General features: G+C 58.0%; 13 protein-coding genes and 4 pseudogenes. 3 read left to right on the top strand and 14 right to left on the bottom strand.

The features are described from left to right. Positions 1–288: 288 nt before the first annotated feature. Positions 289–874: pseudogene (locus AC1DK3_RS17565) on the bottom strand (cupin domain-containing protein). Here AC1DK3_RS17565 and AC1DK3_RS17560 point away from each other — a divergent pair. Then, positions 821–1,533: pseudogene (locus tag AC1DK3_RS17560) on the top strand (acyl-CoA dehydrogenase family protein); the annotation flags it as partial. The pseudogenes AC1DK3_RS17565 and AC1DK3_RS17560 overlap by 54 nt on opposite strands. A 3-nt stretch (positions 1,534–1,536) precedes the next feature. Here the strand turns inward: AC1DK3_RS17560 and AC1DK3_RS17555 are convergent. The 10 genes and pseudogenes from AC1DK3_RS17555 to AC1DK3_RS17510 form a co-directional block, all read right to left on the bottom strand. Beyond that, positions 1,537–2,943 carry a sigma 54-interacting transcriptional regulator gene (locus tag AC1DK3_RS17555; RefSeq protein ID WP_477193543.1) on the bottom strand — a complete coding sequence of 469 codons (1,407 nt, stop codon included), beginning with the start codon at positions 2,941–2,943 and terminating at the stop codon, positions 1,537–1,539. Continuing rightward, positions 2,940–4,094, bottom strand: coding sequence for a hypothetical protein (locus AC1DK3_RS17550; protein WP_477193542.1), 1,155 nt, complete (start codon positions 4,092–4,094; stop codon positions 2,940–2,942). The genes AC1DK3_RS17555 and AC1DK3_RS17550 overlap by 4 nt, the downstream gene beginning before the upstream one ends. 156 nt (positions 4,095–4,250) lie before the next feature. Continuing rightward, the gene (locus tag AC1DK3_RS17545; RefSeq protein WP_477193541.1) at positions 4,251–4,997 is read right to left on the bottom strand and encodes a type 1 glutamine amidotransferase; all 747 of its coding nucleotides are present in this window, start codon (positions 4,995–4,997) and stop codon (positions 4,251–4,253) included. A gap of 85 nt (positions 4,998–5,082) precedes the next feature. After that, the gene (locus AC1DK3_RS17540) at positions 5,083–6,573 is read right to left on the bottom strand and encodes an APC family permease (RefSeq protein ID WP_477193540.1); all 1,491 of its coding nucleotides are present in this window, start codon (positions 6,571–6,573) and stop codon (positions 5,083–5,085) included. 348 nt (positions 6,574–6,921) lie between these two features. Next, the gene (locus AC1DK3_RS17535) at positions 6,922–8,454 is read right to left on the bottom strand and encodes a glutamine synthetase family protein (protein WP_477193539.1); all 1,533 of its coding nucleotides are present in this window, start codon (positions 8,452–8,454) and stop codon (positions 6,922–6,924) included. A 31-nt stretch (positions 8,455–8,485) separates the two neighbouring features. Beyond that, a complete protein-coding gene (locus tag AC1DK3_RS17530; RefSeq protein ID WP_477193538.1) occupies positions 8,486–9,805 on the bottom strand; it encodes a type I glutamate--ammonia ligase in 1,320 nt (439 codons plus the stop codon). Positions 9,806–9,848: 43 nt separating this feature from the next. Then, on the bottom strand, positions 9,849–11,072 hold the full coding sequence (locus AC1DK3_RS17525) for an NAD(P)/FAD-dependent oxidoreductase (protein ID WP_477193537.1): 1,224 nt from the start codon (positions 11,070–11,072) through the stop codon (positions 9,849–9,851). Beyond that, positions 11,069–11,266 (bottom strand): ferredoxin, encoded by a 198-nt coding sequence (locus tag AC1DK3_RS17520; RefSeq protein WP_477193536.1) that lies wholly within the window; start codon positions 11,264–11,266, stop codon positions 11,069–11,071. Before AC1DK3_RS17520 ends, AC1DK3_RS17525 begins: the two co-directional genes overlap by 4 nt. A gap of 28 nt (positions 11,267–11,294) precedes the next feature. After that, positions 11,295–12,509 (bottom strand): cytochrome P450, encoded by a 1,215-nt coding sequence (locus AC1DK3_RS17515; protein WP_477193535.1) that lies wholly within the window; start codon positions 12,507–12,509, stop codon positions 11,295–11,297. A 403-nt stretch (positions 12,510–12,912) separates the two neighbouring features. After that, positions 12,913–13,875, bottom strand: a pseudogene (locus tag AC1DK3_RS17510) (transposase); the annotation flags it as partial. 341 nt (positions 13,876–14,216) lie between these two features. Between AC1DK3_RS17510 and AC1DK3_RS17505 the strand changes: the two are divergent. Then, on the top strand, positions 14,217–14,762 hold the full coding sequence (locus AC1DK3_RS17505; RefSeq protein ID WP_477193534.1) for an NADPH-dependent FMN reductase: 546 nt from the start codon (positions 14,217–14,219) through the stop codon (positions 14,760–14,762). 43 nt (positions 14,763–14,805) lie between these two features. Here AC1DK3_RS17505 and AC1DK3_RS17500 read toward each other — a convergent pair. Further along, positions 14,806–15,021: pseudogene (locus tag AC1DK3_RS17500) on the bottom strand (transposase); the annotation flags it as partial. Further along, entirely contained in the window at positions 15,014–15,727 is a 714-nt protein-coding gene (locus tag AC1DK3_RS17495; protein ID WP_477193533.1) for a L,D-transpeptidase, read from the bottom strand. The pseudogene AC1DK3_RS17500 and the gene AC1DK3_RS17495, both read right to left, overlap by 8 nt. Positions 15,728–15,900: 173 nt before the next feature. On the opposite strand from AC1DK3_RS17495, the gene AC1DK3_RS17490 reads away from it, so the two are divergent. Next, a complete protein-coding gene (locus AC1DK3_RS17490; protein WP_477193532.1) occupies positions 15,901–16,818 on the top strand; it encodes a LysR family transcriptional regulator in 918 nt (305 codons plus the stop codon). Between the two features lie 897 nt (positions 16,819–17,715). Here AC1DK3_RS17490 and AC1DK3_RS17485 read toward each other — a convergent pair. Further along, positions 17,716–18,186, bottom strand: coding sequence for a CYTH domain-containing protein (locus tag AC1DK3_RS17485; protein ID WP_477193531.1), 471 nt, complete (start codon positions 18,184–18,186; stop codon positions 17,716–17,718). Positions 18,187–18,490: the final 304 nt, after the last annotated feature.

Here is an 18,490-nt window from a genome sequence, read left to right as displayed (position 1 = left end):
ACGCAGATACTTGCAGCCTCGTCGTGCAGCAACCGAACCCAAGCGGCGCTTATCACTCTGCGACTGCATCACGCGATCAAAGTTGACGACGTTATCGGACGAAGACGTGGCATATCCGATGTTAGCATTTCGACGGACGAACTCCTCACGGTCGAGTTTCTCAACAAGCGCTACTTGCATTCGAGGTTAGGGCAGCTGGACCGGGACGAGGTTTCGGCTCTGGCGGAGATCGGATTGAAGGGCTCCAAGACACCGGCCTTTGAGCGCTGACCAGGAATTGACTCAACGTCAAAGCGAAGGCGGCGTGCAGGCACTGATAATGACCGCTGATTTTGTTCCGACGTTGCGAAAACGGTGAGGTTCTTCGCTCCCCGAAATAGTATGCGTTGCCGGGCCCGAGAACGAGGCACTGATCGCCGACCGTTATTTCGACCTCGCCGGAAACCACGATGCCGCCTTCTTCACCCTCATGCGAGAGCATCTCTGGGCCCGTGTGCCCCGCCGGGTTGGTATATCTCGTAAAGAATCTGAAGTGCTTTAGCTCGGCGAGCGCCGGCAACGACGCGCAGCTCGAGCTTGCCCTCGCTCAAGGGGGTCAACTCGTCGGGCCGGAAGAAACCTTGGGCGCCGCCGCTTCGCTGCCGAGTGAAAAGAAATCCACGAATGACATCCCCAGCGCGTCCGTGATCCGGTGCATGGTGGCAACGGACGGACTGTGCTTGTTCTGTTCAATCATGCTGATCATGCCGTTCGTGACGCCGGAACGGTCCGCCAAATCGCGTTGAGACAGCTTACGTCTAGACGAATCTGTTTGAGACGCGGTTACCGCTCCGCAATGAGCGTCCAGTCTAGCCTCGTCATGCATCCGATCCATGAGTACGGCAGCGAAGAGCAACGGCGGAAGTATCTGCCGCGTCTCGCGACGGGAGAACTCGTCGGCTGCTTCGGACTGACCGAGCCGGACTTCGGATCACACCCGGGCGGYATGAGAACGCGGGCGAAAGCTGTCTCCGGCGGATATTCCCTGTCTGCTCGAAGATGTGGATCACCAATTCTCCCATCGCCGATATCTTTATCGTTTGGGCGAAAAACCAGGACGGCGTCATCCGAGTTCATACTTGAAAAAGGGTTCAAGGGGCTGTCCGCTCCCAAGATCGAGGGCAAATTCAGCTTGAGAGCCTCGATCACAGGCGAGATTGTTATGGATGACGTCTTCGTTCCTCAAGACAATTGGCGGACATGCAGACCGAGATCACGCTCGGCCTTGTTGCGTGCCTCCACGCGGCGCGTCTCAAAGACAACGGACAGCTCGCTCACGAGGCCGTGTCACTGCTTAAGCGGAACAGCTGCGGGAAGGCGCTGGAAATTGCCCTGGCTGCGCGCGACATGCACGGCGGCAACGGCATCGCCGACGAGTTTCACGTCGTCAGACACGTCATGAACCTCAAGGCGGTGAACACATACGAGGGCACCCACGATATCCATGCGTTGATCCTCGGGCGCGCTGTGACCGGCATTCAGGCCTTTTCATAGAAGCTAACGCGTCGTTTTGCGGACGAGCGTCGCGATGTCCACACCGAGATGCCGTGCGGCCTCTCGTTTCGACCCGAACCTTACGATCGCTTGATCGATGATATGATCCTGAAAGGCCCGGGTGAGCTCCTTCAGCGTCTTGTCGCCGGGCTCGAATTTCGTCTCGACCTTCGCCTCTTCGTTCCGCGTCTCTTTCAAGCTGTCGGGGAGGTCTTCGGGCTTTGCCACTTCGTCCACCACAATATCGAGGTACTCGATGATGCTCCTCAACTCGCGCAGATTGCCGGGGAACTCGTGTTGAAGTATCGCGGCTCGGCAAGCGGCGCTCAGACGTAAGGGGCGCTCGCGAGTGCGGTTCGTTACCTCCAGCATTCCGTTGAGAACGTGCTCCTTGTCCGAACGCTCCTTAAGCGAAGGTACTTGGACTGGAAACGTGGCCAACCGAAAGTACAGATCCTTGCGAAAGTGCCCCTCTTTCATCATGCGCTGCAGATGGCGATTGGTAGCCGCGATCACTCTCGTTTCAACTTTCTTGCTGACGGCAGATCCCAGGGGGTGGATCGAACCGTCTTCGAGAAATTTCAGCAATTTGGCCTGACTTGCGATTGGAATCTCACCAACCTCATCGAGAAACAGGGTGCCCCCACCGGCGCTTTCAATGTAGCCGCGCTTGCCGGCCTGCAACGCGCCGGTAAACGCGCCGCGTTCGTAGCCGAACATTTCAGATTCAAAGAGCGACTCGGGGATGCTGCCGCAATTCACGTGCACGAACGGTCGATTCCTTCGCCCGGACGTTAGATGGAGGTGCTTGGCGACTGCAGTCTTGCCCACACCCGACGGTCCCAGAAGCAATATCCTGAAAGATCGCGCATACGCCCTCTTCGCTCGATCAATCTGAAGCTGAAGATTCTCCGGGAACGACAACTCCTCGGCTTCGCCGGGATCTCCAGGCGTCAGCACTCGGCTCTGCGCACCGCGTTTTGCAAACTCCCAGCCGTCGGGATCGCGAAGCCAATAAACAATGAAACCTCTGCTGCTCCCTTCGAACAGCAGCACGCGGCACGATGAGATGTAGGGCCGCCCGGTCGAGCGCCTGCGTGCTACGCCTTGCATTTGGCCCCGCTCGGCAGCGGCAACGAACTCATCAAGATCCCAGTCCGACTTGCGAAGGAACACTGCGAATGGAGTTCTCTCCCAACCGGCTTCCGGCGACGAGCCGCGGTTACCAACGCTACCGCTTGTAAATACGACCATGCCCTCGGGATTCACAACAATCACCGGGTCGGGCGTTAGGTCGGCAAAGGCTTTGAAATGTGCAGATGCGAATAGCTGTTCGAGACCATCCTTGTCCGTCGGAAGCGAACCACGCAGGCCGACGCTAAACGGCTTGATCTCTTTGGTACTCGTCACTCGGCGCTACTCCTGACCTTTCGGCCGTCGCCGCGTCCGCTTTTCTTGGACTGTCGTCGCAAGGTCAGCATGTCCCAGCAGTCGTCGTTCTCGCCGGGAATTTCCGCCCGCTGGATCTCAAACGGGTGCACCGCGCCGGTCTTGTCGGCCAACTCAAAAACGGGTGGCGGCGTCGCCGCGTTCGGGCGCGAACGCGCCCAGTCCAGCACCAACTCCTCGACTGCGGCCGCGCTACCAAATTTTTGAACGTAAGCGTGGTTCTTTCCGACCTCCCAACTGCCGTGCTTCAGAAACAAAACTGGGTCGGGGATCGCGTTGATTATCTTGATGATCGCTTCCATGCGCTGCGCGCTGTTGACTGCCGCGACTTGGGTTTCCGTTATATTTCGACAGTTGCCCCACAATTTTCGCAAATACCCATCCACAATTTCCGCACTCACATCATTGCGAAGGTAAAACGGCGAGCCGTCGTAGCTGCGGTCGACACTTAAAGCGTTCCGAATAGAATAGTTTGACTCGATGATCTGCTGAACGAAAATTTCGTTGACCTCGCTGTGCGGCCAGCAAAGCCTGACGTATTGGGAATTGAAGTCGATTTCGTCTGGAAGGTCGTAGAGCCTTGACATGGCTTTATTGCACATTCGCCAGATCGATTTATTCTCGAATACTTGGCGGATAATCTCCGGAGTCAGTTGCGTGGTGTCAACGGGCTCCAGGAAGACAATTGCCCAATGCGCCTCGGTCGCGTCGTTCACAATGCTTTGTAAAAGGGCGAAATCGCTGCGGAGATCGGCCAGCTGGAGGGCCACTGGGCCATAATCCATTTTAGTCAGACGCAGCGCACTCTGGCCGCGCCAGGTCACGTAACGAGGACGGGCTAGAAATGTCGACTTACGGCCACCATGGCAGATGAGTTCAAGTTCGATTGTCTCCTGGTGAATGCCGCCTGACATCTCACGCAGCAACTCGTAGACTTTGCGCGACGAGTTATCCGTGTAAAGCGCAGCAACCTCGATGCCCGTCACGACGTCTAGCGGAAGCCCGAGTGCTTCGAGCTGAACCTCGTTGGCCCACAACACCCGCCCATCGAGGCCGATGACGTCGATCAAGCACTCCTCGGCAACCGCTCCGGCGTCCGGCGTCTCCTGCAACAGCCCTGCACTCCTCGTTCCGGCCTTCGAGAACGACATGTCGAACCCTTGCTTTTTTTCGCGAACCAATCCCGCTGCATCGCTCAGAGCGCCAGCGTTTAGATTACGGCGATTTACTGGCCACCTGCACCACCTGCCAACTCCTTAGACCACCGTTTAGGTCAGTCGGGGAGCACTTTCGATGCCGGCGCCCTTTAAGAAGTTGACCACTAGGCGCTCGCAACCCACTATATAGCTATACGCTTCGGCCAGTGCCGGATTGCGTTCCAACCAGCAAGTCGCGATGCGATCGCAAGTAACCTCCGGATGAAACTGCGCTGAGAGCCAGCCGCCACCATGATCCAACGCCGCCGCGGGCAAATGCGGTCGCGTCGCTAGGACCACAGCATCACGATCTGTCTCGATAACCCTGTCGAAGTTACCGAAATAGAATTTCGCGCCCGTATCAAACCCGTCAAACAGGTGGTGCCGCTGACCTTCCGTCGTCAGCGTTATTGGAAGGCTTCCAACCTCAGGGCCGGCAGGGATCTTTTCGACGCGCCCCCCAAGCACAGTCGTCATCAACTGGTGGCCGCCGCAGAGCCCCAGCAGGGGTTTGTTGAGAGGCCGGATCCGCGAGAGCCAATCCGCCAGGGCCCGTTGCCAGGAGTAACCGTCCGAAACAGAGGCAAAGCTGCCGCCCAAGACAATCGCCGTGACGTCATTCAGGTCCTCCGGCAATGCGTCACCAAGATGGGCGCGAACGGGAATGTAGTCGGCGACCTCGAGAACACCGGTCGCGTCGAACAGGGCTTCCATGGCGGTGCATTCGTCATCGTACCCCAGCACCCGTTTCCACGTTTCCTTTCGATAGGAATTCGGATCAGCAAACTGGGAAATGAACATCACCGCGGGTCGTCGCATTAGGCCTCCGTAGCAGGTATCGTCGTCTGCATTAAAAGAAGGGCGCCCGCTCTTGGGTGCCCTTCTTTCGTCTATTGTCCAGGCATCACTCCGCGGGCGCGCTCGAGATGAGATGTGCGTCACCATAGGGCGCCGTATTCTCTTCATGTGAACGGAAGAGCAGCATGTAGATCAATCCCAATCCAACCACGATGCCGACCGTGAGTGGGGTTGCGTAGTTGATGTACCAATCCGCATCCGGGCTCCGCGGCCAGACGAGATTGACGATGGCGCCAACACCGTAGACCAAGGCTGCGATGTTGACCAACGGACCCCAGGCTCCGAGGCGAAAGGCTCCGCTAGGCCTCCAACCGTTCGATCGCGCATAGAGCGCTCCCAAAACGACCATTTGGAAAGCCAGGTAGATACCGATCACCGCGAAACTGATGATCGTGGTGAGCGCATCCTGCAGTACCAAGCCGATGCAAACGATCACCGCCGGAATGAACCCGGCGAGCATGAGGGCACCGACCGGCACGCGCGTTGTTTCCGACAGCTTGTTCAGAACCCTGCTGCCCAGAATCATGTTGTCGCGTGCGTAGGCGTACACCAATCGACTAACGGCAGCCTGCAGGCTCAGGATGCAGGAAATGAAGGAAATCATCACGACCGCGCTAACGCCCCTCGAGCCAACGGGGCCGAACGCTTGGTTGAGGATATCGCCGAGCGGATCTTTGACTTCGCCGGAGATCACTTTTGCGATGTCAGGCACGGCAAGAACGAGCGCGTAAGCAACAAAGAGAGATGCGCCGACACCGATGTAGATCGTGTAACGCATGGCCTTTGGAATCTGTCGCGAGGGGTCTGGTGTTTCCTCCGCGACGTCGCCGCAGGCTTCGAAGCCGTAACAGCAGTAAAGGCCGACCAACGTGGCTGTCAGGAATGCCGGCAGATAAGAGCCTGCACCTTCAACACCGAACGTATTGAACACGACGTCGAGGGGCTGCATGCGATGGAACAGCAAAAGATAGACGCCAACCACAATCGCGCCGACCAGCTCGCAGACAAAGCCGAAAACGGCGACCTTGGCCAGGAGCCGTGTCCCCATGAGATTTAGACATGTGGCCACGAACACCAATGCGAGTGCGACCGCTGTAGTCGTCTCCGGCGTAGCCTCGAAGCCAAGTAAGAGCGCCAAGAACGGCCCGGCTCCCACGGCGACCGCCGCGATCGTGGTGAACAATGCCCAGCCGTAAATCCACCCGGCCATCCACGCCCATCGTCGTCCGACCAGGCGACGTGCCCAAGGATAGAGGCCGCCGGAGATAGGGAACTGGGAGACAACTTCGCCGAAGATCAGGGCTACGAGGAGCTGTCCGCAACCGGCGATAACGTAGGCCCAGATCATCGGCGGCCCACCCGCCGCAAGCCCAAAGGCGAATACCGAGTAAACGCCGACAACCGGCGAAAGATACGTGAAGCCGAGGGCGAAATTTTCCCAAAGGCTCATCGACCGGTCAAATCTCGATTTGTAACCCAGCGCTGCCAACTGCCTTGCGTCTGCGCCGTCTTCTCCCTCGTTCCGTTGAATTGCCATGGTTGCTCCTGATAAGTCGTTCCCCGTTTCCGGATTGACAGACACGGCACGTGGCCGTCCGGGCAATCAGGTCAACCCCTCGCGGCGAAGTGTTCTCAGCATCCGCTGATTGACCTGGGTTCTTCGTCAGCAAAACTTGTGCCATTGATATTATCAGCGCGGCAACAATACGTTAGCCGATTACGATCACTCGGCAGCGGCGCAATCAACTCATCTCAGCGCATAATTGCAGCGCCGCCGCTGCGAATTTGCAGTCCCCTTCCACGTTTCCAACCGCGCTACCTCGGCTAAAAAAAAACCAACCTCGGCTTGCGAGGTTGGGTTTTGTCGACGAGCGAAAACCAGCAATTACGGCAGACAATCCATGTACCGCTCAACGTCCCAGTTGGTCACCTCTTTCAAGAACCGTTGCCAGTCGTCCCGCTTAATCTTGTCGTAGAGCTCATGGAGACGCCCCGGCATTGCTTGAAGGATGAGATCGTCCTCTTTTAATGCTTCAAGCGCCTCAAAGAGATTCAGCGGAATGGTGGCGATCGTCTCTTTGCCTTCTTTCATGACTTCAACAACGTTTCTGCTTTCAGGCGGACCCGGATCAATCTTGTTCTGCAAACCGTCGTCCATTGCCTTGATGAGTGCACTGCAGAATAGATGCTGATTGACCATTGCGTCGACGGCGCGGAATTCGAAGCGATCGGGAGCCGAGATGCGGATCGTGCAAGATCTGTTTTGCAGTCCCCAATTGGCGCCGACGGGCGCCCACAACCCGATATCTGCAAACCGGCGATAGGAATTCACCGTCGAGGCGCCGATCGCGGTAAGCGCACCGATATGTTTCAGGGCGCCGCCGAGAGCGTGCTTTCCCATGTCGGTTGGGATCCACCCATCCTCCTTGTTCGTGAACTCGTTCACGCCGCCCTTCGTGTAGGTGAAGACCTCGTCCATGCCCGGCAACTCGCCCGGGACGAGTCGTTGGACTTGCTTTTCGCCACCCGTCCAGATCGAGCAATTATGATGGCATCCATTGGCAGGGACGCCCATGATCGGCTTCGCCATGAAGCAAGCGATCAATCCTTTTTGGCGCGCAATCTCCGCGCAAATCTGCCGGTAGGTGGTGAGGCGGTCGCATGTCGCCAACGCGTCGTCGAAACTGAAGTTGAGCTCGAGCAAGCCCGGTGAATCTTCGACGTCGCCTTGGATCATATCGAGACCCATGGCCTCGGCGTATTGATATACCTGCATCCAGATATCGCGCGCCGCCTCGAATTGATCGATGTGGTAGGCGTTCGGTTTGGTAATGCCTTCATACGGCTTGGAGGGATCGCCCGTCGGCCTCAGCCAAAGCATCTCGGGTTCGAGACCAACCCGCAAATGCAAGCCATTGTATTTTTCCCGGAACTGGCGATCGAAGCGTTTGAGGTTGCCACGCGTATCGCACTCGTAGAACGCGCCCGGCGTCTTCTCGTCCTCAAGGCTATAGAAGAGGCTGCAAAACATGCGGCCAACCTTGTTGTTCCAGGGGAGCTGGCAAAATGTTTCCGGGTCCGGGAGCGCAATGGATTCGCCGTCATTGGCGGAAAAGCCGATCAACTGTCCGTTCATGTCGGGGGCGAGGTTCGTGATGCCGCCGAGCCAAGTCTGGATGCCTTTCTTGGCAGTCTGTTCCCAGTGACGAGCAGGAACCGCTTTTCCTAGAACGCGGCCCGTGATCGTGACGTACTGGTAGTAAATGTATTCAACGCCGAGCTTGTCGATTTTCTCGCGCACGCGCGCAACCCGTTCCTGCCGCGCAGGATCCGCAATTTCCCGGTGGTAGTCGGTGTCAGCCTTCGCCGCTGGTATCGCTCTGTCTTTCTGAAACATGGGCTTATCAAGTGTAAACATCCGTGACGTCCTCCCACTCTGATATTTGCGCTTAGCCTTCGAGATATCGCTTGAGTTCGAGATTGCTGACCGCGCGAGCGAGGCTGGCGTGCTCGACGTCGCAGGCCTTGGCGAAGTGCTCGGCGAATTTCGATCCGAACAATCGCTTGGCATCTGCGCTCTGGCGAAGCCGCTCGGCGGCTTCAGCAAGATTGGAGGGAAATCGGATCGCGCCTGCCGGCACATCATCAGGGCCGCCATCCGGGGCTGGCGGCGTCGACGCCAGCTTTTTCTCCAGCCCATCGAGACCGGAACCGAGCATCAGCGCCAGAGACAAGTGCGGATTGCAGTCGGCGCCCGGCACCCGGAACTCCAGACGGGCAGTGTCGCTCGACGACGGAGCTGACCGGACGGCCGTCGTAAATTTCCAGTCCGACCAACTCATAGACTTCGGCGCCCATGAGCCGGGCGCGAAACGCCTGTAAGCGTTCACCGTGTGGGCGCAGAGCGCGAAGGCTTGCGGCACGACATTCGTCATGCCCGCTATGAACTGCTTCGCCGCTTCATTGGTGGCGCCTTGAGCGTCCGAGAAAATGTTCCGGCCAGTCTTCTTGTCGAGAAGAGACAGGTGGATATGGCCGCCGATCGCGGGATAGCTTGCTCCAAGATACGACATGAAGCTCGCGGTGAGATTATTTCTCCGCGCATACGACCTTGCTGCCATGCGGAAGAAGCAGGCGTCGTCAGCGGCCTTCATCGCCGGAACGGCGCCGAGCGTCGCCTCGAAGCATCCGGGGCCGAGTTCGCCCGCAACCGAGAACAGAGCGACATCGTTGTCGACAATTGCTTTCTCGAGACCAGCTACAAACTCTGCCTGGTCCGCAGCCGTTTGTCCGGACCAGCATTTGTTATCTGGCGCGAACTGGCGGGGCGGGGCGAAGTCCGAGGCGCGGAGGCTCTCCGCCGTCTCGGCTAGTATGAGAACCTCAAATTCGAACGCGGCTAAAACGTCAAAGCCCATCGCCGCTGCGCGGTCGATCTGGGTCCTGAGCACATGCCTCGGCATCAGGTCCGCGGACGATCCGTCAAATTCCGCCACGATCGCGACCGACTTCGGTTCAAAACCATACCGGCGCCAGGAATTGGCATCGATGCGAAGCTTTTCCGTGAGATAGGGGCCGCTGCCGAACAGGTTGTCGGCGCAGTCCCATAGGGGTAACACGTTCGCGAACCGAGGTTCACTCGCCCACGCCAAGAACTGTTCGCGCCGAAGGCGGCGTTCGCGAAACACGCTCCCATAGTCGAATTGTCCAACATGCACCACATCGATAGCTTCGGTCTCGAGACGTGTCCTGAGGTTGTCGGTCACCATTGAAAGCCTTTCAATTCTTGAGCAGAGCCTGAGACGAAGAAGTTCATTGCTGTTCGAGATACGTCCGGTGCGCGAAAGCCTTGTTCGGGGGCAAGCCAACGCAAACAACGCCGATCGGCTTGTCGTCGCGCCTGTATCCGACCGCCACGCCCTGCCGGAGAGACGCCGAGCTTTCCAACGAGCCGTCGAGAAGCTCGGCGGAATTCCCGCACCCGGGAAGACCAAAGGACTGGATGCGAATGTCGTGCTGATCACTCCAGAAGGACGGCATCGGCGAAAACGACTCCGACGCCTGCTGTGCGCCGGATAAATCGGCCATGCAGGTTTCTGCGGCACGCTTCGCCGTCATTCCCGGCACGCACCAGTGCTCAATGCGGCGGCACACATCGTCGAACCTTGGATTCGGGAACCGCGCGACGTCACCCACCGCGTAGAGGTACTTTCGCCCCTCGACCCTCATCCAGTTATCGCAAAGCAGCCCGTTCTCGAGATTGAGAGACGTGCCTGCCAGCCACTCGACATTGGCCACCGAACCCACGGCTTCGACGACAAAATCGGCCGAGACAATCTCTCCTGTCGACAAGACCACGCCGGTGAGATCTCCGTCATCGCCGATACGCCAATCTTCTACACTCGCGGACGTGCGGAACGAGACACCGCAATCCTCATGCAGGCGCCGCATCGCTGCGCCAAGTGTCGATCCGATCGCCCGCTCCATTGGTTCGTCCAAGGCCTCAACGACCGTGACATTGCATCCGAGCTTTTTGGCCGTCACGGCGGCTTCGCAACCTATGAAGCCTCCGCCAACGACAACGATATCCCGCTCGGTCCGAAGCCTGGTGGCGAGGTTGAAAGCATCATCTAAGGTCCGCAGAACGAACCTGTGCGACCACGCACCGGCGATCTCAAGGCGGCGCGGAGACAGCCCCGTCGCGACGATCATGGCGTCGAATGGGATCTCGGTTCCGTCATCAAGGGACAGTATCTTGTTCGTGAGTTCGACAGACGTGGCGCGCCGCCCCAGCAGCCACCGAGCAGCCTCGAGCTCAGGCTTGATCTTGAAGTGCAGCTTGTCGAACGCCCGCTCGATGCCGTCGTCGGCGATGCTCGCGAAGATATCCTTCGATAGCGGGGGACGATTGTAGGGACGGAAACGCTCCGCGCCGATGATGGTCAACGCCTCGGGATCGGCACCGCAGGCGATGAGACCTTCCATCGCCCGCAGTCCGCCAAGTGACGCGCCGACAATCGCGATTTGGGCGCTCACGAGTCTTGCTCGATCGTAATCGCCTGCTCGGGACAAACGTCCGCCGCTTCTACCGCCTGCTGCCTAAGTGAATCACTCGGCGACTCCGTCCATACGAGATCGCCGTTTGCGTCGAAGGAAAAAATATCGGGAGCCGCGATAACGCACTGCCCGTGCAATTGACACTTCTTCATGTCGACGCAAATTTTCATCATATCCCCCTGCTGATTGATTGTGTGCGGCTTACGCTTCGCAATCGAATGCGATCGGAAGCCGGATCGGACCGGTATTGCCACTGTCCGCAAGCCACTCCGGTTCGCCATTGAAGCGGGGGTTCTTGATCCGGCGCGCGAGAATCGCGAGCGCCTCCGTCATGTCGCCGCGTGCGATGAAGTGGCCGAGGCAATGGTGGGAGCCGCCGCCGAACCCGAAATGCGGCTTGCGCACTGCGGTTATATCAAAGTCTGAATTTGCGAACGCTCTCGGGTCTGAACATGCAGCCTGTCCGAAGAGATGAATCGTCGTTCCCTTCGCAATCATCAAGTCCTTGTACTCGAAGTCTTCCACCGCTTCCCGCGTTACCCAGGTGACGGTCGGGCGAACACGCATGACCTCTTCGACGGCGGCTCTCCCGAGTTCGGGATTGGTGCCGAGCAGACGCCATTGCTCGGGATGGGCGATGAAGACGTCCATCGCCAAACCAAGTTGGTTTCGCGTCGTGTCGATTCCCCCGAAAATGGCCAATACGACCATGTCATACAGCTCTTCGTCGCTGAGTGTTTGCTGGCCCTCCCGGTTGGCCTTGATCAGGAGGCTTACGAAGTCATCGCCGAGAGATTTTGCACTGCGCTCCTCGATCAGCCCTTTCGCATAATCGAACATTTTCTGCGTTGCGGCGTCGATGCGGACGAGATCATCCTTGAAGGTGACACCAAGGGCCAAACCCATGTCGGATGCCAATTCCGCGAGGCGGCGCCACTCATGCTCGGGAAGTCCTAGAAGCGTGGTGATGACTCGCGTCGCGTAGGGCTCAGCGAATGCGCTCACGAACTCGCATTCGCCCGTCTTTCTAAACGCGTCGATCAACTCATTGGCGATTTCGGTGAACGCCGGCTTGAGCTTAGCCACGAGAGCCGGCGAGAATGCCGGATTGGCGAGACGGCGCAAACGCGCGTGGTCTGCTCCCTCGCGGCTCAGCAACATTCGCGACCACCACGATGCAAACAATCCCGAAACGCCGTTGAGCCTAGGCCAGGCGTATGATCCCTGCCGCAGACGAGGATCGCGAAGCAGCTTTTGCATGTCCTCATACCGCAGGACCGCGATCCCATAAGGGGTGCGTGCGAACCAGCTCTTCTCGCGCGCTTCGGCCACTTCGGGTGAGCGGATAGAAAAACTCGCATCGCGAACGTTCAAGAACGGAGCGGTATCTAGTAGGACGTTGGCTGATGCGTTCATGCTCACTCCCCAAAGAGGTCTGAGCGGAAACGGCAAGTTCTATGCCAAACGATTAATTATTCTCTATGTGTATGTTTTATAGCGGATAAATCATTTTTCGAGCGCATGCCGCGCGCACGGCCCCATTCGAGTGCTGACTTTTTGCGCCAGCAGGCGCTGCAATTGCGCATCGGCTCATTCAATGTTCGGACGACTTCCCGGGCGCTTGTCGAAATGCCGCTCGCTTGGCTTTGAAAAGCAGCCGTTCGCGCCAGACTTCGAGCTTAGCACTCGATATGCGCGGCATTAATGGTCAGCGAAATGAGCTGCGGACGACAGGGCGGTTCGTCGCTCACATTTTGCCCGGCGGCGATGCGCCAGCCGTCTTGCATTCTCGGATCGCGCGGTATTTGGGATGCGAGGTGGGCACGGTGACCGGGATGCCGGCCTCCTCACACGCGACGATCTCCTCGCCCTTGTAATAGCCTTTGTCGGCAATCGCCTCGATCCCGTCGCTGGACATCACCTCCCGCGCCGCATGCGCCATCATCACCAGGGCATCACGGTCGTAGCCGTGGTTCGTCACCTCGTGCGCAATGATCAGGTGGTTCTTCGTCTCGACGGCACTTTGCACGTTGTAGCCGACCACGCGGGGCTTCCTGCTCGTCGTCGCCATCGCGCGGGCATCAGGATCGGTCAGCGAGACCTGCGTCTCTCCGCTGGCGTCCATGCGCCGCTTTCAAGGCGTTGGCCTCTCGTCGGCAGTAGGCGAGCTTCTTGATCACGCGTGCGAGCCGTGCTTCGGGCACCGACATCCCGGTCTTGCTCACCACCTCGTCGGCACGATCGAGCTCGGCCATATACCTGCCGATGGCCGCATCGATCTCGCCCAGGCGCCGCGCGAGCTTCTCGCGTGTGAAGCTCTTCGTCTTAGCATTGACGGCTTTGAATTTACTGCCGTCGATCGCGACGATGCTGGCATCCAGGAGATCGAGGCCGCGGCAGAGAGCAATGAACTGCTGGCATACCTTGCGGATGGCTGGACCGTTGTCGCGGCGGAAGTCGGCGATGGTCTTGAAGTCGGGCGCCAGGCACCCCGTAAGCCAGATCAGTCCCAGGTTCCGCCGGCACTCGCGCTCGATGCCGCGCGAGGATTGCACTTGGTTGAGATAGCCGTAGATGTAGATCTTGAGGATCGTTGCCGGATGGTAGCCGGGGCGGCCCGTCTCTTCAGGGACGACGCCCTCGAAGCCGAGCGCCGCAAGGTCGAGCGCATCGACAAAGCATCGACCACGCGAACCGGATTGTCGTCGCTGACGTAGTCGTCAATCGCTTCCGGCAGAAGCGTCACCTGTGTCCGATCCGCGCCTTCGATGAACCGCCCCATTCGTCCCTCCCGCTCAAGCTCGCGGGAATCGTACAGCGCTTCGCTAAAAGGGGCGCGTTTTCACACAGCCTCTCGGCCTTTCAGACATTGCCTTCTACGCTGCCTTGTATTGCTTCACACTTCCACAGGATCGTGAAAGTCGGAATTGCGCGAGGGAGCTTGGCTCGGCCGCCGGCACGAAAGCAAAAATGATGCTCGTGCCGTGGAGTAATCTAAGAATCGGTCCGGGCCCATCGACTGACATTCGCAATCGGCGCGACACCTCTCGAACTTCAGAAACTTTTGATCGAAGCCGACTAAGAATTACATCGGATCACAACCTATTGCAGGAGAATTAAAACATGAGCTTCAAAGTCGCTGTGGTCGTCGGCAGCTTGCGACGCGACTCGTTTAATGCGCAACTCGCCAAGTCTCTCGTGAAACTTGCACCGTCCGATTTTTCTTTCAAGCACTCGGAAATAGGCGACCTTCCGCTTTACAATCAGGATGTCGAGGCTAATCCCGCGAAAGAAGTGCATAGGCTAAAGTCAGAAATCCAATCGGCCGATGGCCTTTTGTTTGTTACGCCCGAATATAATCGCTCGATCCCCGGCGTCCTCAAAAATGCGATTGACCACGCTTCTCGTCCGTACGGGCAGAATGCATGGGCCGGCAAACCAGCTGGCATTCTCGGCGTTTCGGTTGGGGCGATAGGTACCGCGCTCGCGCAGCAGCATCTGCGAAATATATTGGCTTATCTTGATGTGCCAACACTGGGCCAGCCCGAGGCCTTCATCCGGGCCAAAGACGGCCTGTTTGACGCTGACGGCAACATCGGGGCTGCGAGCCATCAGTTCCTTCAGAGTTGGATGGACTTGTTCGTGGCCTGGGTGAAGAAGCATTCCTGATCAACCGGCGCGGCGCAGTCGCGAGCCGGCGTAGAATAATCTTACCGTGAATCGTGTTGGCGAGGATCGCGATGGCGCCCAGCATGTCGGTGAAGCCAAGCTTGCGCGAGGCAAAGATCGTCCCAGACGAGACGCTAAATTGATGCGCGCACGCCTTGCACTTGAACTTCCGCCGCGTCGAGATCTCGTAGGCTTCGATACTGCCACAGTGCGGGCAGACCGCTCTGCCATCCGTCTCCGGCCAGCGGAGCTTACGGAACAGGTCGTATTGCTTCGACCCTTCGTTCCATTACCACCACCCTTGTTCCCGGAGGCACCCGCCGGTGGAGGTCGATGATATCGTGATTGAACATGCGGATGCAGCCTGACGATACCGCCTTGCCAATGGTATTGGGCTCAGAAGTACCATGGATGCGAAAAAGCGTGTCCGTGCCGTCCTTGAAGAGATACAGCGCACGGGCGCCAAGCGGATTGGATGGTCCGCCGTCCATGCCCCTCTTCCATTTTGCGTTGAGAGAGGGATTGCGACGGATCATGTTTGCTGTCGGTGTCCAGCGAGGCCACTCGCGCTTGTAGCCAACTACCGCGTTGCCCGTGAAAGCCAAGCCGTTCACTCCCACTCCGATTCCGTAGCGGATGGCTTTATGGTGATCTTGAACGAGGTAGAGAAACCGACTGTCGGTATCAATCACAATCGTGCCCGGATGCTCATCGGTTTCGAAATCGACGAATTGGCGCAGGTTACGCTCGGCGATCGTCGATGCATTGATGGCATGGATCGGGAACTTCTCATCGGTGATAGCCCCATAGTTGGCGACGTCATCCAGATCCTTGTGCGAGACATTTCGCGGAGTCGAGGCAATAAAGCGTGAGGACGCTTCGATTGACGAACATGCGCTTAGCCCTGTGGCCACGACTGCAAGCAGGAATGACACAAAAACTCGGGTCTTTTGAACAGAGTCCATATTTCCCCTCTTAGGAACCACGGCTTCGGAAGCCTGCGCGGGCGAGGTTTGTGGCTGGCGGTCCCTGCAGAAGCCGGTCACGCGACTTGTCGTCAACCTAAGGATACGCTGGAAAACCGGTTTGATCATTCGCCTGGGCAAGATATCATTTCATACCGCTAGTGTGAGGCCAAATGCTCGATCGCGTCACAGGAATGAAGGTTTTTGCTCGCGTCGCCTCCCTTGGGAGCCTGTCGGCAGCGGCTCGCGTCCTCGGTATGTCCCAAACCATGGCTACCAAGCACGTCGCGTCCCTGGAGGAGAAACTTGGCGTCACATTGTTGCAAAGGACTACGCGGCGCGTGTCGCCGACGGAGGCCGGACGCAACTATCTCGAACGGGTGGAGCGTATCCTGGCAGAGATCGATGAAGCCGATGCGTTAGCCTCGCTCGACGCCATGCAGGTGCAAGGTACCCTGCGGCTGAATGCCCCCGTCTCATTCGGAATACGAGAGATTGCGCCCTTGCTTCCCGAGCTGGCAGCCCGCCATCCGGCCTTGGCGGTCGATCTCGGCCTGAACGACCGCCAGGTGGATCTTGTCGAGGAAGGATGGGATCTTACCATCCGCATTGGATCGCTTGCGGATTCGTCGATGATAGCCCGGCGCCTCGCGACATGCCGGACAGTGGTATGTGCCGCGCCGTCCTATCTCAAAAAGCACGGTCGGCCGCGGACCATCAATGACCTGAAAAATCACAATTGCCTTGGATACACGCTTTCGCGCCTAGTAGGCGCGGACCGGTGGTCATTCGGCCCGGATGGCAAAACCGTTGTCGCGATCAAGGGCTGCCTCCGGGCGAACAATGGCGATGTCCTGGTAGCTGCCGCCATCGCAGGACAGGGTATCATCTACCAGCCGATGTTCCTCGTAGCCCGCGAGATCGAGGCCAAACGTTTGGTGGCGCTGAAACTAGATCATGGGCCTATCGAACTTGGTGGAGTTTATGCCGTCTATCCTCCTAACCGGAATCCTCCCGTCAAGGTTCGCGCAACTATAGATTTTCTGGCCGAACGATTAGGACCGCGACCGCCTCGAGAGAAGAAGAGCTGAAAGGGGCATCAAGTTCGTTCGGCCGCCGGCTCCAGAAGTGATCTTGTCGTCAGCATCCGGTCTGCCATACGCTACAGTCCGGCTAACCCGGACGCTGACCAATGACGGCCGGGTTCTAACTTAGACCGTGGCACCGCGATGAGGGGCAGGCCACGGACCTTCGTTGCGTTGCTTGTGCGAATTGAACGTCAGCCTGTCGACACCGCGACTCCCTTGCAAAGATACCCGACCGAGCGCGGCACGCCGCTAAGGTAGCAGTGATCAACCTCTGGCAGCCGAAAGCCGGCTTTTTCAAAGGTCGATGCGACAGGCCGGTTTAGATTGCAGTCAACGGCGAGGCGCTTCCATATTGGGTTCACTATTTGATCGCGCATCGAAAGCAGAACATCAGCCTAACGGACGTCATCCCGCCGCTCAACTCGTTAACAACTGCGTCCATGAGCGTTGAGAGCCTCGATCAAGCCGTTTGACGCCCGCCACTTAGACAGTGCGGGAAATGCGGTGCGTAACAGCACCTTACGCTTCAAAAGTAAGTGGTCGCCGCAAAGGATCAAAAAACTCATCTTTGCACACCTTCCGTTATGCCATGATGGCGTGCGAACGTCGGTTATGGGAGCATTGCCGCGCTATGCCTGCAGACACAACAAGACTGCTGTTCTTTATCCGCGAGATTGAGCACACGCCTCAAGAGTCCCTTAAGTTGCTAGATCGTCGGATTTTGTTGCGCATTCGCAATATGCTTTTGGTTCATAAAAAGTAGGTTGATAAAGCCTTAGCGCGACTATTGTTCATCGATGAGCGGCAGCTGCACTAACACTGGCCCTATCATCGAACAGGCCGTAGTCACTAGCGCCACGTGTTGTGCGCGACCGCCTTGGCGTAGGGGTTGGGTGATTTTCAGTCTACGTTCGGCAAGGGATTGCTTTGCAGATTGCCTTTCTTGAAGCGAGGATCGTCAGTCACCTCTTTGCCAACCCAGCTTGGCAGATGGAAAGTCTGATGTTCTCGCTCCAGTTCGACCTCGGCGATTATCAAACCGTCGTGCGCGCCCCCATAGACATCAACCATCCACGTCAGACCGTCATGAGGAACAAAATGGCGTGTTTTTTCCATCAGTCGCCCCACGCAAAGCGTGATCAAGATCTGCTCGGCGTCGGCATGGGGAATATCGTATTCGTATTCCGAGCGGCGGACGCCAGTCCGTGAACTCTTGATGGTGATCGTCGCCCTGTCTTCGGCAACTCGTATCCGGACCTTTCCACCATCGAACCGCGCCAGCAATCCGTCACGCAGCCTCTGGCTGCCGGTCTCCAGGTCACGCCATTTTTCGCTAGTTACGAAGAATTTGCGCTCGATCTCAAAGCCCAATTTTGCTGCTCCGAAAAATGCCGGCAGATAAAGGCACCGCGCGAACCGAAGCGAGGAAACGCGCCAAGAGAATGATTGGTTGCAGGCACGAGCGGCTGCTGAGGCGCATCTGCCAATCAACCCTATTGGCGCACTCCTCCCCACTTTGTCATAGCGGACTTTGCCGGGCTTTCAAGATTCAGGTCGGAGCCCGATCTTGATTGGGACTTTCTTTTCCGGTCCGCGGCATCGACTCGACGGCGCGTGTCATTGCCGGGAGCGAGGGTCCGAGCCATATTTGATGGTAGATCGCGGTCGCCGTTCG

The sequence above is a fragment of the Hyphomicrobium sp. 01T421 genome (genome assembly GCF_056398805.1).
Note: the sequence above shows the minus strand (reverse complement) of the source record. Positions and strands in the feature narration are given on the sequence as shown.

Coding starts and splice junctions, on each gene's coding strand:
- AC1DK3_RS17520 (WP_477193536.1), bottom strand. CDS start 11,266: ATGATGAAAATTTGCGTCGACATGAAGAAGTGTCAATTGCACGGGCAG.
- AC1DK3_RS17490 (WP_477193532.1), top strand. CDS start 15,901: ATGCTCGATCGCGTCACAGGAATGAAGGTTTTTGCTCGCGTCGCCTCC.
- AC1DK3_RS17540 (WP_477193540.1), bottom strand. CDS start 6,573: ATGGCAATTCAACGGAACGAGGGAGAAGACGGCGCAGACGCAAGGCAG.
- AC1DK3_RS17545 (WP_477193541.1), bottom strand. CDS start 4,997: ATGCGACGACCCGCGGTGATGTTCATTTCCCAGTTTGCTGATCCGAAT.
- AC1DK3_RS17515 (WP_477193535.1), bottom strand. CDS start 12,509: ATGAACGCATCAGCCAACGTCCTACTAGATACCGCTCCGTTCTTGAAC.
- AC1DK3_RS17530 (WP_477193538.1), bottom strand. CDS start 9,805: ATGGTGACCGACAACCTCAGGACACGTCTCGAGACCGAAGCTATCGAT.
- AC1DK3_RS17535 (WP_477193539.1), bottom strand. CDS start 8,454: ATGTTTACACTTGATAAGCCCATGTTTCAGAAAGACAGAGCGATACCA.
- AC1DK3_RS17505 (WP_477193534.1), top strand. CDS start 14,217: ATGAGCTTCAAAGTCGCTGTGGTCGTCGGCAGCTTGCGACGCGACTCG.
- AC1DK3_RS17495 (WP_477193533.1), bottom strand. CDS start 15,727: ATGGACTCTGTTCAAAAGACCCGAGTTTTTGTGTCATTCCTGCTTGCA.